This is a genomic window from Bifidobacterium pongonis (genome assembly GCF_019331805.1).
Taxonomy (GTDB): domain Bacteria; phylum Actinomycetota; class Actinomycetes; order Actinomycetales; family Bifidobacteriaceae; genus Bifidobacterium; species Bifidobacterium pongonis.
On sequence record NZ_JAHBBE010000032.1, the window covers coordinates 17552 to 32751 of the forward strand.

12 protein-coding genes and 1 tRNA gene are annotated in these 15200 nt (G+C 62.0%); 10 read left to right on the top strand and 3 right to left on the bottom strand.

What is annotated here, in order from left to right; translation table 11 throughout:
* The first annotated feature begins 11 nt into the window (after window positions 1-11).
* The 6 genes from KIH75_RS08030 (at window position 12) to rplI (ending at window position 5863) form a co-directional block, all read left to right on the top strand.
* Entirely contained in the window at window positions 12-2714 is a 2703-nt protein-coding gene (locus KIH75_RS08030; RefSeq protein ID WP_219056242.1) for a glycoside hydrolase family 2 protein, read from the top strand.
* Between the two features lie 192 nt (window positions 2715-2906).
* Window positions 2907-3941 carry a LacI family DNA-binding transcriptional regulator gene (locus KIH75_RS08035; RefSeq protein ID WP_219056234.1) on the top strand — a complete coding sequence of 345 codons (1035 nt, stop codon included), beginning with the start codon at window positions 2907-2909 and terminating at the stop codon, window positions 3939-3941.
* Window positions 3942-4094: 153 nt separating this feature from the next.
* Complete coding sequence (rpsF, locus tag KIH75_RS08040) at window positions 4095-4391, top strand: 30S ribosomal protein S6 (protein WP_003825429.1); 297 nt, start codon at window positions 4095-4097, stop codon at window positions 4389-4391.
* Window positions 4392-4443: 52 nt separating this feature from the next.
* Entirely contained in the window at window positions 4444-5103 is a 660-nt protein-coding gene (locus KIH75_RS08045; protein WP_219056235.1) for a single-stranded DNA-binding protein, read from the top strand.
* Window positions 5104-5148: 45 nt separating this feature from the next.
* A complete protein-coding gene (rpsR, locus tag KIH75_RS08050; RefSeq protein ID WP_003810112.1) occupies window positions 5149-5397 on the top strand; it encodes a 30S ribosomal protein S18 in 249 nt (82 codons plus the stop codon).
* Window positions 5398-5416: 19 nt separating this feature from the next.
* Window positions 5417-5863 carry a 50S ribosomal protein L9 gene (gene rplI / locus KIH75_RS08055; RefSeq protein ID WP_219056236.1) on the top strand — a complete coding sequence of 149 codons (447 nt, stop codon included), beginning with the start codon at window positions 5417-5419 and terminating at the stop codon, window positions 5861-5863.
* A gap of 224 nt (window positions 5864-6087) precedes the next feature.
* Here the strand turns inward: rplI and KIH75_RS08060 are convergent, their stop codons facing one another.
* A complete protein-coding gene (locus tag KIH75_RS08060; protein WP_236028154.1) occupies window positions 6088-9225 on the bottom strand; it encodes a zinc-ribbon domain-containing protein in 3138 nt (1045 codons plus the stop codon).
* A gap of 156 nt (window positions 9226-9381) precedes the next feature.
* On the opposite strand from KIH75_RS08060, the gene KIH75_RS08065 reads away from it, so the two are divergent.
* Window positions 9382-10722: a zinc ribbon domain-containing protein gene (locus KIH75_RS08065; RefSeq protein ID WP_219056237.1), complete on the top strand. Its 1341-nt coding sequence runs from the start codon at window positions 9382-9384 to the stop codon at window positions 10720-10722.
* A gap of 194 nt (window positions 10723-10916) precedes the next feature.
* Here KIH75_RS08065 and KIH75_RS08070 read toward each other — a convergent pair whose 3' ends face one another.
* Both KIH75_RS08070 and KIH75_RS08075 read right to left on the bottom strand, forming a co-directional pair.
* Window positions 10917-11831 carry a zinc ribbon domain-containing protein gene (locus tag KIH75_RS08070; RefSeq protein ID WP_219056238.1) on the bottom strand — a complete coding sequence of 305 codons (915 nt, stop codon included), beginning with the start codon at window positions 11829-11831 and terminating at the stop codon, window positions 10917-10919.
* Window positions 11807-12325, bottom strand: coding sequence for a hypothetical protein (locus KIH75_RS08075; protein ID WP_219056239.1), 519 nt, complete (start codon window positions 12323-12325; stop codon window positions 11807-11809). Before KIH75_RS08075 ends, KIH75_RS08070 begins: the two co-directional genes overlap by 25 nt.
* A gap of 423 nt (window positions 12326-12748) precedes the next feature.
* On the opposite strand from KIH75_RS08075, the gene KIH75_RS08080 reads away from it, so the two are divergent.
* From KIH75_RS08080 to KIH75_RS08090, 3 genes are all read left to right on the top strand, one after another.
* A tRNA-Lys gene (locus KIH75_RS08080) sits at window positions 12749-12822 on the top strand.
* Between the two features lie 244 nt (window positions 12823-13066).
* Window positions 13067-13795 (top strand): MIP/aquaporin family protein, encoded by a 729-nt coding sequence (locus tag KIH75_RS08085; protein ID WP_219056240.1) that lies wholly within the window; start codon window positions 13067-13069, stop codon window positions 13793-13795.
* Window positions 13796-14363: 568 nt separating this feature from the next.
* On the top strand, window positions 14364-15200 hold an 837-nt coding region (locus KIH75_RS08090; RefSeq protein ID WP_219056241.1), incomplete at its 3' end, for a cupredoxin domain-containing protein.

Here is a 15200-nt window from a genome sequence, read left to right on the forward strand (position 1 = left end):
GACTCATGAAAATGACCCATACCCCCAGCACCTTCGCCCCGCTTGCCGGCAAGTGGACGCTCACCGCGTTGAACCCAGGCGCCGTGCCCGAGGAACTCCGCGACCGTCTGACCGCAGGCATCCCCGCCACCGTTCCGGGCGAGGCGACCCTCGACCTGATCAACGCCGGACTCATCGACGACCCATTCGACGGCGACAACGAAACCAAGCAGCAGTGGATCGGCGACGTCGACTGGCGCTTCACCTGCGTATTCGACTGGCATGACGACGGCTCCGACCGTCACGACCTCGTCGCCTACGGTCTTGACACCATCGCCGCACTCGCCCTCAACGGCCGCCCCGTGGCACAGACCCGCAACTGCCACCGCTCCTACCGTTGGGATGTGCGCGACCTGCTCGTGGACGGCACCAACGAACTCACCGTAAGCTTCACCTCGCCGGTGCGCGAATCCGACCGCATGGAACAGGAACGCGGCTACTACCCGCACACCGAACACCACGCATTCAACCAAATCCGCAAGCCCAGCTACTCCTTCGGCTGGGATTGGGGCATCGACGTCGCCAACGCCGGCATCTGGCGCGAAATCGGCATCGACTCCTGGAACGACGTGCGTCTCGCCGCAGTGCGTCCGCTGGTGGACGTCGACAAGGACGGCAACGGCATCCTGACCGTCACCGTCGAAGTGGAACGCGCCGGCGCCGGTCGCATCATGAGCCCATACGACTCCCACCCCGCGCTGAAGCCGCTCACCGTGAACGTGGCGCTCGCAGGCCACGGCACCGTGCTCGACGCGGATATCGAAATCCCCGAAGGCCGCACCACCGGCACCGCACGCATCGTCGTGCCGGCCGTCAAACTCTGGTGGCCGATCGGCTACGGCGATCAGCCGCTGTACACGCTGCATGTCTGCGGCGGCGGTTGCGCCCAGTGGCAGGGCAAGGTCGGTTTCCGTACCGTGCACGTCGACACCCGTGCCGACGATCTGGGCCGTCCATTCCAGATCTACGTGAACGACGTTCCGGTGCACGCCCGCGGCTACAACTGGATTCCCGACGATGCCTTCATCGGCCGTCTGTCCAACAAGGATTACGAACGCGGCATGCGCGACCTGGTCGAATCCAATTCCAATATGGTGCGCGTGTGGGGCGGCGGCATTTACGAGGCCGACGAATTCTACGACATGTGCGATGAAGCCGGCATCATGGTCTGGCAGGACTTCATGCTCGCCTGCGCCGCATACCCGGAGGACGAGGAGACCAAGACCGAGGTCGAAGCCGAAGCGCGCGAGCACATCACCCGACTGAGCAGCCATCCGAGCCTGATCGTGTGGAACGGCTCCAACGAGAACTACGTGGCGTACTCCGAGTGGGGCGGCTACAAGCAGGCCCTGCGCGACGACGACCGCAAGCCGAACGCATACGGGTACGGCGAGAAGCCGTGGGGCGACTACTACTATTCCGAGCTGTTCCCGGCGCTGCTGGAGGAGCTCGACCCGGGCCGTTCCGTGTACCTGCCGAGCTCGCCGATGGCGTTCACCCCGTTCGTGGCCGCCAACATGGACACCGACGGCACCATGCACATCTGGGATGCGTGGAACCGCGCCGACTACACCGTGTACGCGCAGTACACCCCGCGCTTCGCCGACGAATTCGGCTACCAGGCACCGCCCGCGTTCAGCACGCTGACCCGCGTGGTGCACGACGAGAAGCTCGAACCGTTCGGCAAGCAGATGCTCGTGCATCAGAAGGCTTCCGGCGGCAACTACAAGCTGGCGCGCGGCATGCGCTCCCACCTGACCCCGGGCCATCTCGACGACGTGAGCTTCGGCGGCGTGGTCAACGGCAAGCCGTCCGACGGCGAGCACAGCTGGCTGATCCCCACCGACGAATGGGCGGATATCGAGGATTGGCACTGGGCATGCCAGCTGCAGCAGGCGCAGGCCATGCGTTTCGGCGTCGAGCACATGCGTTCGCTCGAACCGGTGAACGCCGGTGCGCTGATTTGGCAGCTGAACGACGATTGGCCGGTGGTCTCCTGGGCCGCGGTCGACTTCGACGGCCACCGCAAGCCGGTGTGGTACGCGTCCCGTGACTTCTTCGCACCGAGGCTCGCCACCATCCAGCCGCGCACCAGCGAGGAATACCGCCAGACCCACAGCTGGGAAGGCGTGAAGACCGCCACCGATCATCTGGAGCTCATCGTGCTGAACGACACCCGCGAGGCATGGCATGGCGCTTGGACCGTTGAGCGCGTGACGCTCGACGGCAAGGTGCTCGCCTCCGAAAGCTTCGACGTGTCGTTCGACGGCGTCGGCCATCAGGGTCTGCCGTTGAGCGAGGATGTCGCCACGTTCGGCGATCCCGCCAACGAGCTGCTGGTCGCCACCGCGTCCGACGACGCGTTCGCCAGGGTCGTCTACAACCCCGCCGAGGTCATCGATCAGGCGCTGCCCGCACCCGCCGAGGCGTTCCATACGAGCGCCAAGGCCGTGGACGGCGGCTACGAGCTGACCGTCACCGCCACGGGCTATGTGCGCGACATGTTCTGCATGGTCGACAAGGTCGACCCTGCGGCGCACGTCGAGGAAGGCATGGTGACCCTGCTGCCGGGCGAGACGGTCACGTTCTACATCGCATCCGACAAGCAGGTGGAACCCGCCGCGTTCGCCGCGTCGAACGTGCTGCGCACCGCCAACGACCTGAAGCGTCGTTGATGGCGTAGGCGGCACCATAAGAGAGGAGGGAAGCGCTTCGGCCAAAGCTGGCTGAAGCGCTTCTTGCCTTACGAGAACAGTGTTTTCAAGTATTCGGTTGTCAGTTATCCTGAATAGGATATGTGAGTTCTTGGGACCATGAATTTCGATTCGGATCCCGAAGGGGAAGAGCCGCGACGAAAGGAGCGTCCCGTGGCAGGGCAGAAGAACAAAGTCACCATTTTCGACGTCGCCAAGGCATCCGGGGTTTCCAGCAGCGCGGTCTCCTACGCGCTGAACGACAAGCCCGGTGTATCCGAAGCCACTCGCGCGAAAGTGCTGAAGATCGCCCGCGAACTCGGGTGGAAGCCGAACGGCGCCGCACAATCCCTGGCCCGTTCGAACACCAGCCGTATCGGCGTGGTGCTGGCGCGGGAAGCACAGCTGCTTTCCGTCGAACCGTACATGATGGAGCTGCTCGCCGGCTTGGGCGCCGAACTGGAACAGCATGACTATTCGATGCTGCTGCGTTTCGCCATCGGCCGTGACGCCGAAATGTCGATTCTCAAGGATTGGATCGCCACCGGCAATGTGGACGCGCTGCTGCTGGTCAATCTCGAAATGGATGATCCGCGCGTGGCCCTGCTCAAGGAGCATCCGGAAATGCCGGTGCTCGCCCTGTGCGACCCGTCGCTGTCCGGCGGGCTGCCTGTCATGCGAAGCCTCGACATGGAGGCCGTCACCGGAGCCGTGTCCTATCTGCATACGCTGGGCCATACGCGCATCGGGCGCGTCGGCGGCCCCGAAAGCTTCGGCCATTCCTACATCCGTGACGCCGCCTTCTCCGACGCCGCCGCCGAACTCGGCGTCCGGTACCGCTGCCTGCACGCCGACTACACGCCCGCCGGCGGCATCGAAGCGACCAAACGACTGCTGTCCGTCAGCCCGCGTCCCACCGCGATCATCTACGACAACGACGTCATGGCCCTGGCGGGCATGGGCATCGCGCGCGAAATGGGCTTCGACATCCCCGGCGACCTGTCGATCATGGCATGGGACGATTCCTTCATGTGCACCGCGGTGTTCCCGCATCTGACGGTTATGGGACGCGACATCGTCGGATCCGGCAGACTGGCCGCCAAACTGCTGCTCAAACTCATCGACGGCGAGCGTTTCGACGTGGTCGACGAGTCGCCGTACGACCTGCGCGAACGCGCCTCCACAGGCCCCGCGCCGGCGAACGACTAGCCTCCGCACGCCGCGCCCACAGCGAAAATATTCGTCGCCGAGGGGTTGTATCATCGAAAAGTTGCTTGTTTCAGGTCATCCGACCGCAAGCGACGCGTATACACACTCCTGCCATGGAACGTCCGTGGCCGAATAGTCCGAAGGAGGTGGGTGATGTCTGCGCACAAGTACGAACTGATGTTCATCGCCGATCCTGAGCTGGATGAGCGCGGTCTGAAGAAGCTGACCGAGCAGTATCTGGAACTCGTCACCAAGGAAGGCGGTTCTGTTGACGAACCCGATTACTGGGGCCGTCGCAAGCTTGCTTACGAAATCGCCGGCAAGACCGAGGGTAACTACGTTGTGGTGACCTACTCCGCCGAGCCTGCAACGAGCGACGAGCTGGATCGTGTGCTCAACCTTAACGAATCCGTGATCCGCACGAAGATCCTTCGCAAGGACGCCAAGTAAGTTTTATCGTCAGCGTTCACGCTGGATGTACAACTAAGAAGAAGGACACGTCATGGCAGGTGAAACCGTCATCACCGTGGTGGGCAATCTCACCGCGGATCCCGAGCTGCGCACCATCGGAAGCGGCGCTTCCGTGTGCAGCTTCACCATTGCTTCGACTCCGCGTAATTGGAACCGCCAGACCGGCCAGTTTGAGGACGGTCAGGCGCTGTTCATGCGCTGCAGTGCATGGCGTGACCTTGCCAACCACTGCGCGCAGAGCCTGTCCAAGGGCATGCGCGTGATCGCACAGGGTCGTTTGCAGCAGCGTTCCTATCAGGCGCAGGACGGTTCCAACCGTACTGTGTTCGAGATGCAGGTCGACGAGATCGGCCCCTCGCTGCGGTACGCCACCGCCCAGGTGCAGCGCCAGTCGTCCGGTCAGGGCGGCTTCGCAGGCCGTAACGCGGGCAACGCCGGGTATTCCGGTGGCGCCAGCGGCTTCGGCGGCAACGCGGGCGGCTATAACGGGGGCAACTCCGGTTTCGGAGGTAACTCCGGCTTTGGCGGCAACAGCGGTTTCGGCGGCGCCCAGAGCGCCCCGTCCAACCCGGCCGCCAATCAGGCGCCGGCTGCCGATCCTTGGGGCAACGGCGGCGATGGAGGCAACAGCTTCTCCACGTTCGGCGGCTCCTCCGATTTCGGTGGTGGCGACGACGAACCCGAGTTCTGATACATCCAGCACACTGCATTTTCAATCGTTCATAAGGAGAACATCATGTCACGTAAGAGGCCGCAACCGCCGGTCAAGCCGTTCAAGAAGAAGCCGAACCCGCTGAAGGCGGCGAAGGTCACCGAGATCGATTACAAGGACGTCGCTCTGCTGCGCAAGTTCATTTCCGATCGCGGCAAGATCCGTTCCCGTCGTATCACCGGTGTCACCGTGCAGGAACAGCGTGAGATTTCGAAGGCCATCAAGAACGCCCGCGAAATGGCTCTGCTGCCGTACGCCACCTCTGGTCGCTGAGTTAGGGAGGCTATGAATCATGGCTGAAACCAAGGTTATTCTTACCAAGACCGTTGCCAACCTCGGTCACTCCGGTGACGTTGTCGAAGTGAAGCCCGGCTTCGCTCGCAACTACCTCATCCCGCAGGGCCTCGCCTTCGCTTGGAACAAGGGCGCTGAGAAGCAGATTCTCGCTATGAAGCGCGCTCGTCTGGCCCAGGCCGTCGCCACCCGTGAGGATGCCGTCGCCGCCAAGGCCGCCATCGAAGGCACCGCCGTCGAGATCGCCGCCAAGGTGTCCGAGTCCGGCAAGCTGTTCGGCAGCATCTCCGCCGAGCAGATCGCCCTCGCTCTTGAGGACAAGGCCGTTGTCGACCCGAAGGCCATCGAGGTCGAGTCCATCAAGACCACCGGCGAATTCCCGGCAAAGGTCGCCCTCCACCCGGAGATCACCGCTTCCTTCTTCGTGAAGGTCGTCGCTGAGTGATTTCCCCCATTCGCCGCTGCCAGCCTTTGGGGCTTGCACGGCGGATGATTCCAGACTGAAGTACGTCTGAGCTTAAGCATTGGAAATCCCCCTGCACCGATGTGGTGCAGGGGGATTTTCCGTATGTGGGCACGTTCGGAGGCTGCCTATTCATGCCGATTCATGCCGATTCGTACTGATCGGCGTGGATCAGTACGAATCAGCGCGAATCGGCACGGCGGTTTTTAGTAGTAGTAATCGTCGTCATCCTCGTCGAACGCGATGATGATCTTGCCGTTCTTGATGACGAACGAACCGTTCGCACGGAACGTGTCGGACGTATCCGAAGGCTCCCACTCATCGCCGAACTTCCATTCATACGTGAGCTTCACCTTACCGTTCTTGGTGGTGAAGGAGGAGTTCTCAAGATCGATGTTCTTGATCGCCGGGTACTTGCTGATCGACCATGCGAAATTGCGGTACTGGCTTTCGTCATACGTGCTGTAGCTGAACGGGCAGTAGAGCGGACTGGCTTCGTTGGATTCCGCGCACTTGTCGAGCTTGGCGTTCAGCGCGTCCTCCAGGTCGCTTTCGAGCTTGGATGTGGCCTTCACCGTGACTTCAACCGTCGACTCGTTCTCCTTGCCGGTACGGAACGTGGTGGTTCCGCCGGAGATGTACTCCGTGTTCTCCACGCCGATGGAGTACGTGCCGGGGTACACGCGCAGCCTCCACACGTTGCCGTTCTTCTCCGCGTTCTTGGCCGTTACGGCGACCTCGTTGACGGTCAGCTTGTCCACGCAATTGGGAACGGTGACGTTGACCGACTTGACCAATGGTGTCGTGATCTGCCAGTCCGGGAAGATCAGGAACCTCGTACCCGACTTGTTCATGGACAGGCTCTCGTTGATCGTTGCGCCGTCCAGCGTGTAGCTCACCGAAACGGTGGTCGTGCCTTTGCTGGTCTCCACGCTGGTGACATGCGGATTCGAGATGGTCGCGCTGTCGACTTTGGCGACGCTGTTGGACAGCAGCTTGCGCTTATCCTTGCCGATCTGCGGGTCGGCGATGCCGCTGGCCTTGTCGTAATCGCCGCTGGCGAGCGCGGACATGTAGCTTTCCGCCGTGGACCTGGCGCTGAAGACGGTCGAGGTCAGCACGCCGTAGACGACGCCGAGCACGATGATCACGATGGCGACGATGCCGCCGATCATGATCGTCCTTTTGGCTTCCGGGCTGAGCGGTTTCCGTTCGACCGCCGGTGCGGCGGGTGCGGCGGGCGCGGCGGGTGCGGCGGGTGCAGGGGATGCCGGAGCGGCGATCGGCTGCTGAGCCGGTGTGGCGGGCACTGTAGGCGCTGTAGGTACTGCGGGGGCTGCAGGCGCAGCGGACGCGGCGGGTGCGACCTGCGTGGGCACAGGTGCTATGGGCTGTGCGGGTGCGGCCTGTGCGGGCTCACCGCCCTGCGTGCTCGTGGGCGCGGGCTGGGCCACAGTCTGCTGCATCTGTACGGTCTGCTGCATCTGTACGGTAGCCATGGTTGCGGTGGTCTTGGCCACCTTGGGCATACCGAACCGCGGATCGCAGGCCTTGACGTAATCGACCACATTCTGCGGCGTCTGCTGTACGGTGCCGCCGACGAACATCTTCCACAGGCCCGGAAGCGACGTGATCATCGTCGGACCGAACGACAACGCGAGCGCCTCGACGGCGAACATCCAGATTCCGGCGACAAGGCAGTACCACAGGGGAACGGTCAAGGAAACCTTGTAGGAGTCGTAGTCGGCGGTGAAACTCGTGAACGCGAACTCCACGACGAGCCAGAACGCCATCATCGCGACGGGAGCCTTCCACGTGTTCTCCCACTTGGCGTAATACGGGTCGTACATGTTGCGTGCCGACGCGCGCAGCGCGATGTACAGCGTGGCGACCACGAACAGCGCGAAGCAGAGCCACAGCGCCCACGCGTACTGGAAATGGCCGGTGAGCTTGAACAGGGTGAATGTGGTGTTGGAGTCGCCGCCTGAGTACGCCGCGGAAATGCCGCCGAGCGACGACATGGAATGCAGAATGAACGGCAAGGCGGGCAGCAGCAGCGGAATCAGCAGGATACCGGCGAGAGCGTTGCCTGCGGAAGCCGCCACGGCGATCATCGCGATCAGACCGAGCACGAGGAACAGTGCACCGTAGATGGCCACGGCCTCGACGAACGTGCGCACGAAACCGCGCACGCGATGCGCCCAACGCCAACCCGCGGTGAACACGTTACCGGAATCGGGCGCATACTGCGCCAGCGCGTAACCGGCCAGAGCACCGAGACCGGCCAGCAGGAGCGCCATGAAGAACGTGCGGAAGGATGCGCCGGACAGCGAAACGGACGCGGAGAACGGGCCGTAGGATCCGCCAGCGGACAAGGGGAGCACGGCCGCGAGAATCACGATCACCAGGCCGGACAGCAGGCCGATGATGCCGGAACCGATCACGCCGGTCCACTTGAAATGCACCGCATGCTTGCGGGCCAGCATGTAGACGCCGAACGCCGCGCCGAGCATCAGCGCGATGCCGGGCAGACCGACCGGGAAGCACAGGTGGGTGCCGTCGTCGCTATAGTCCGAGAATCCAGAAGCGCTGGTCGTCATGTTCAGCGAACCGGAAATGCCCAGCATGAGCACCGTGATGACGATCTGAAGGGCGCTTGGCGAATCGTATTCCCCACCGGAACCCGTCAGCATGCTTGTGACATTGGATATGCCGGGAATGTCGGAAAGCGTGCTTTCGAGATTGTCGCCAGCGACGAAGAACGCGATGGATCCGATCAGGGCGAGCACCAGGGCGGCCGCCAAACCGATGCCAAGACCGGCGCCCATGGTTGCGATGGATTCCGGCTTGGTCAGGGCGGCGACGGTGGGATTGGTCACCATCTGCTGGATTGCGGGCGCGGCCGGGGCGGCGGTTTGGAACTGCTGGGTTGGCTGTGCCTGCGGGGTGGCGGGCACGGTCTGGAACTGCTGCGTCGGTTGGGCGGATTGGGGTGCCGGTGCGGTTCGGATTGGCTGAATCGGCTGCGTTGGCTGAACCGGCTGGACCGGCTGAATCGGCTGCGTCGGCTGCTTCTGAGGTGCGGTGGGCGCTGCCTGGGGTTCGGGTGCGGCCGGGACGTTTGCCGCTACAGGAGCGGGCGCGATCGGCTCCACAGGTTGCGTTTCCTGCGCCGCGGGTGCCGGAGCCGCGTCGGAGACGGTCGGCTCGGCAATCCCGGTGGTACCGGTGGTGTCGGTTGTACCGGTGGCCTCAGCGGGTTGAGGCGAGGTGAGAGGAAAGCCGCAGGCGCCGCAGAAACGCGACCCCTCATCGGTCGGCTTGCCACAATTTGGGCATGACATTAGATAATTACCCCCTTTTTTTCTTGCGTAAAAATTGTGCGTCACCGCACGCTCCACCTATTCTAGGGGGTATTACGCTCAAGCCGGGTTCGTTTGGGAGAAGGCCTGTCGCGTGGAATCCCTAACGGGGCATTTATACGAGAAGGGGGAATACCGATGAGATGTAATCGATGCGGTTTCGAAGGGGACGATAACGACCGGTTCTGTTCCCGGTGCGGCGCCGAACAGGTGCCCGAAAACACAGGCGCGGCGATGCCCGGCTTCTGCACGTTCTGCGGTTCGCCGATCGAACCCGGCATGCGATTCTGCAGCGACTGCGGTTCGCCGGTAGGTGCGGAATCGCCGGCTTCCCAAGTCATGCAGCCCGATTCGGCGGTACCGGCCGCTCCGGCTGCCCAGCCTGCCCAAACGGTTCCGCCTACCGCAGCTATCCCGTCCACCCAAGTTATCCCGCCTACCGCAGCCGTTCCGTCGGCTCCGGCCGTTCCGCCGGATCCAGCGGACCAATCCGCGCCCGCCGCGCAATCCCCCTCTTCCGGCCGCAAGAAGACGCTCATCATCACGATCATCGCGATAGTGGTAGTAGTGGTGGCGGTCGTCGCGGGTTTTGTCGCTTGGAACCTCCTCGCCCATACGAACGACGAGACGTCCGCACGCAATGAAACCACGACGTCGCAAAGCAAATCCGCGGCAGCGCAGAACGGGAATTCGCCGGCGCAAGGCAAAACCGGCAAATCCGAAACAAGCAAGCGGAACAAGACCTGCACCACGACGCCCGACGCGAGCCTGAGCGGTGTGACGGCCAACGGAAGCACGCTCATCGCGACGGTTGATTTCTCCGCCGACGCGTGCGAAGACAAGGCTTGGAAGGGCGAGGACGTCAAGATCTCCATCAAGGATTCCGACAACGAGGTGATCGCGTCCGCGGTATACGATTTCACGACCAAACCGATGCAGTTCAAGAACGGCGAAACCACGCTCAAACTGGCGTTCACGACGAGCCAGTATTGGCGTGCCGTGAGCCGGATCAAAACCGGTTCGACCAGCATGGTGGTGCAGAAGGGATCCACCCCGAACGGCAAACCGTCCGCGGACGTGGCCGGTGCCAGGGGCGGCGCGAATATCGCGGACTCGGACATGGAACGGTACGCGCAGCTGGCGTTGAGCTGGCAGGTGTCGGATGACCGTTCCGCGATCTCCTCGCTGTACGACGTGCCGACCACGCAGCTGTTCAGCAGAAAATACGGCATGGAAGTCGACGGCAAAACCCAGCATTACCGCGACATCTACAAGCAGTACCTCGAACTTCACGCCAAGTGGCCGAACGCGGTGCTGGCGTGGGCCGCGGACTACGACTACTACACGCGGTACGGTCACGAGGCCGACTACTACGTGCTGCTTTCCGGCGAGCGTTTCGATTCGGTGAGCGACGCGCGGTCGTGGTGTTCGGCCAACGCGTTCGGGCCGAACGACTGCATGGCGGTGCAGATGGATTAGGTTCAGCTAGAGTAGCGCCCGGCTGGAACGGCATTCGGCATGCGCTATGAACATCCCCTGCATCGGTAGATGCAGGGGATTCCTTGTTATGTACGGTAGTGAGGTCGGCGGGCTGTCGGCTGGCGTTGGCCGGCTGGCGTTGGTCGATTGGCCAGCCAATCAATCGATCAGTCCGCCCGCCGCTGTTCCCACACCTACTTGTTGCTGCTGAGCGAAATCGTGACGCTATCGCCCTTCATCTCGAAAGTGCCGTTGAGACGGAAGGAATGCGAGGCCTCCCGATGCTCCCACTTGCCGCCAAGCCTCCAATCGTAGGAGATCTTCAGCTTGCCCGCTTCGGAGAAGAACAGCCCGCTGTCGAGATTGACATCGTCGACCTTGGGACTCTCCTCAACCTTCCACGAGAAGTTGCGGTAGGTCGGACCGGAGAAATACGTGCTGGGATTAGCCGGGCAGCCTTCGCCGGCGCCGTTGGTGCTGCACGCGTCCAGCTTCTCCTTGAGCGCCGCGGCCAGACGCTCCTTCAGCTTATCGGTCGCCTTCGCATCCAAAGTGCCCCTCGAACCGTTCATTCCCGTCGTCAAAGTCACCGGGTCGACGGTCATGAAATCGGATTTCGGCACAGTGATCCGGTACGTGCCCGGGTACACCTTGAGCGTCTCATACACGCCGCTATATGTACCCGTATTCGGGTTGTCGATGCGCATGCCGTTCACTTCCAGTTCGGACACGCACTTCGGGACATGCAGGTTGAGCGGCTTGATCAGCGGGGTTTCGATGCGCCAGTTCGGGAACAGCAGGAACTTGTTCCCCTCCTGGACAAGCGGCAGCGCATCTTCGACAGGGGTGTTGTCCAGCTTGTAACTGAGCTTGACGAATGCGCGATTACCCTGCGTGCGGGTTTCGGTCACCTTCATATCGGTGATACCGGTGCCCTGTTTGGAAGAGGCCTCCGATGTCAGCAGCTGGCCTTCCTTCCCGCTGAGCTTTGGATCGACCATCGAAGTGGCCTTGCTGTAGTCGCCGGATGCGATGGCGTTGGCGTACGATTCGGCGGTTGCCGTCGCACTGAACACCGTGGCGTTCAACACGACATAGGTGACAGCCAACGCGGCCAGTATCGCGCCGACGACGATGCAGATGATGATGACGTGTTCATGTGCAGTGCCCCGCCAAGGCCGAGCACCATGATCACGAAGAAGCTCGACATCGGATTCGTCGTTATGGTTGGGGCGTCGAAGCTTGGTAATGTGTCGAGGAATTCAGGGATGAGCTTCTGCTCGCTGCTCGGGGAGAATATCGTGGCGAAGATAAGAGTGGTGATAAAGTTCGTCACAAGCATCGCGACGATGCCGATGCCCAAGCTGGCGACCATGGTTTTTATGGATTTTTGGGAGAAGAGCTCCGCGGCAAGCGCTTGCGGATTGAAGGCCGTGCGTTGTGCGATGTTGGGGATGCCGGTGGCATTGCCGATGTTGGGGACATGAGGAACGTTCATGGCGTTGTGAACGGGGCCCTGCGGGGCGCCGGCGGGCGGTGGTTGCGTTGGTTGCGCTGATGGCGTTGACGGCATCGACGGCATCAACGGCATGGCTTGCGTCATAGGCATCGATGGTGCTAGCTGGGGTATTGGGGCGCCGCAGGTGACGCATGACTTCATCGTCGCGTCGACGGGGCCGCCGCACTGGGAGCAGAACATGGGATTCCTTCCTTATTCTCCGTTCCTCTCACTGCGGTGTGCACATGCTCCTTGGCCTTCCTCCAGTGTACGTCTCGCTTTCGGTGGGACAAAGCCGGGTCGAGGGGCGTCAGGGTGACCGCGCGCATGCATTCGGGATATTGTTCGGTCGTTTTCGGAATCTCAAGGTCCGTTCCGCTGCATTCAAGCCGGATTTTCGTTGTTGATGACGTTTTTTGCCAATGTTGTAAAACGTTGGAATTCCAACGTTTTGCAGCGCGACACGCCGACGTTTGCGCGATAGTCGTTTATGAGTAAACTTATCTCTCGGTTCAAGAAATGACCAACGCCCCTTTAGCTCAGTTGGTTAGAGCAGCTGACTCTTAATCAGCGTGTCCAGGGTTCGAATCCCTGAGGGGGCACAGATAAAGCCTTGGAATTATTCCAAGGCTTTTTTGTTTTTTTCCGGCCACCTATTCGCGCAGTCGCTCCAGGGCGAAACGTCGCTGTGCCACGCGCTGTCCGTAGGTTCGCGGTGCACGGCGCAAAACCCGCATTTGCGGGGGTATGGCGACTTCCAACGTGGGGAGTAGGGTGGAATGTCGTCTGCTTATAGCGGAATCGCAACATCCTGTAGAGAAGAAGCAATTAATAGAGGAAACAGTAGTGGAATACTCACTTTTCGTTAAGCTGGCAGCCGAATTCGTCGGTACCGCCATTCTGATGATCTTCGGCAACGGTGCAGTCGCCAATGTCGAACTCAAGAACACCAAGGGCCACCACGCAGGCTGGCTGAACATCGCCATGGGCTACGGTTTCGGTGTGATGTTCCCCGTGCTCATGTTCGGAGCCATCTCCGGTGCGCACATCAACCCGGCCATGACCATCGCCCAGGCGGTCAACGGCCTGTTCGCATGGAACCTCGTGCTGCCGTACATCATCGCCCAGCTGCTCGGCGCACTCGTCGGCCAGCTCATCGTGTACATCACCTACTACCCGCATTACAAGGAGACCGAGGACGCCGACGCTATCCTCGGCACCTTCTGCACCACCGACGCCCACAACGATCGCTTCAACTACTTCCTCAACGAGTTCTTCGGCACCTTCGTGCTCGTGGTCGGCGCACTGTGCTGCCTGTGCCTGCCGTGGGGCAAGGCGAACCCGGCCGCCGCGTCCATTGTGGTCGGCTTCATCGTGTGGGGTTTGGTGACCTCCATGGGCGGCCCGACCGGCCCTGGCCTGAACCCGGCCCGCGATCTCATGCCGCGACTGCTGCACGCCATCCTGCCGATCCCGGCCAAGGGCTCCTCCCGCTGGGGCGAGGCCTGGATCCCGGTCGTGGCGCCGATCCTGGGCGCGATCGCGGGTGCGGCCCTGTTCAAGGTGTTCGCCTGATCCCGACCGTGCGCATTCGCGTGTGATTTCCGGCCCGCTGCCTTACGGCAGCGGGCTTTTCTGTTGCCAAGACGATTGAGCGTGCGAGGCTGCGGCGCACATGGCGCCGGTTCGCCGCCGCTTTTCGCGATTCTTTGCTGTTCCGTCCACTGTTCCGCTGTTGCTCGGCCACGGCTCTTCGTTGTTCCGCCGTTCGCCCGCTACTTCGCTTATATATGGCGGATTTCGGGGTTTGTATTTTGCTAGGTGGCTTATATATGGCACTCAAAACGTGATATCCGGAGTATGCGCGTTGGAATTCCAACGCGCATACTCCGGATATTTGCAGATCGGTGCCATATATAAGCCACCTAGCATTTTGCGAAGCCGTGAATCTGCCATACATAAGCGAGATACTCGGCCGGCAGCCCCTCCGAGTGCTCCATGGGCACCCGGCCGAGTCCCCGCTGCGCGGCTCAGGCCGCATATTCCACCGCACTGGTTCCGCTGAACGCGATACGAGATTTTCCCGCACGCCGCAACGATATATGGTGTGATGGTTTCAGACAATTGAGAGAAGGAAACGCATATGCAGGTTGTGATCGCGATTGCCCTGGCGGTGTTGGCCACGATCGGCATCGCCTGGTTCTTCTTCGCGCCGCGCAAGGCATACCGCGCACACCTTGAGGGTGGCGTACAGGAAGCCGTCATCGAAGTGAAAGGCGGGTACAGCCCGTCGGTGGTCGAAGCCGAGGCGGGCATGCCGCTCAGACTGGTGTTCGACCGCAAGGAGGACGGCGAATGCTCCTCCCATGTGGTGTTCTCCGATTTCGGCGTGGACAAGGCCCTGCCGGCGTTCCGCTCCACCACGGTCACGCTGCAACCCAGCGAACCGGGGGAGTACGGCTTCGCCTGCGGTATGAACATGCTGCATGGCACATTGCGGGTGCTTCCCGGAAAGCATCACGGTACGGCGGCGGCCAGTGCAGCCGCAGATACGCAACCCGACGTGCAAACCAATACGCAGCCCGATCCGCAGGCGGACGCGGACGAAACCGCCATCAAAACCATCGGCGACGCCCGTGAGATCAGAACACTGATCCACAGGCTCATCGTGGCCGCGGTGTGCACGATCCCCGTGTTCTGCTCGTCCATGCTCATGCTGTACCACATGCCCGCGTGGGCGCAGCTGCTGTGCATGCTGCCCGTCGTCGGCTATGCGGGCCTGCCGATCTTCCGCAGCGGCTGGGCGGCCATCGTGCATCGTTCCCCCGAAATGAACGCGCTGGTCACCATGGGCACCGCGGCCGCATTCCTGTATTCGCTGGTCGTCACCTTCGCGCCCGGCGTGCTGCCGGAGAATTCGCGCGAACCCTACTACGAAGCCGTGGGCGTGGTGATCACGCTGATGCTGGTGGGCCAGCTG

Bases quoted from the DNA above. Each gene is read 5' to 3' on its own strand.
- KIH75_RS08030 (WP_219056242.1), top strand. From the start codon at position 12: ATGACCCATACCCCCAGCACCTTCGCCCCGCTTGCCGGCAAGTGGACG.
- KIH75_RS08060 (WP_236028154.1), bottom strand. From the start codon at position 9,225: ATGTCATGCCCAAATTGTGGCAAGCCGACCGATGAGGGGTCGCGTTTC.
- rpsR (WP_003810112.1), top strand. From the start codon at position 5,149: ATGTCACGTAAGAGGCCGCAACCGCCGGTCAAGCCGTTCAAGAAGAAG.
- KIH75_RS08045 (WP_219056235.1), top strand. From the start codon at position 4,444: ATGGCAGGTGAAACCGTCATCACCGTGGTGGGCAATCTCACCGCGGAT.
- rplI (WP_219056236.1), top strand. From the start codon at position 5,417: ATGGCTGAAACCAAGGTTATTCTTACCAAGACCGTTGCCAACCTCGGT.
- KIH75_RS08075 (WP_219056239.1), bottom strand. From the start codon at position 12,325: ATGACGCAAGCCATGCCGTTGATGCCGTCGATGCCGTCAACGCCATCA.
- KIH75_RS08065 (WP_219056237.1), top strand. From the start codon at position 9,382: ATGAGATGTAATCGATGCGGTTTCGAAGGGGACGATAACGACCGGTTC.
- rpsF (WP_003825429.1), top strand. From the start codon at position 4,095: ATGTCTGCGCACAAGTACGAACTGATGTTCATCGCCGATCCTGAGCTG.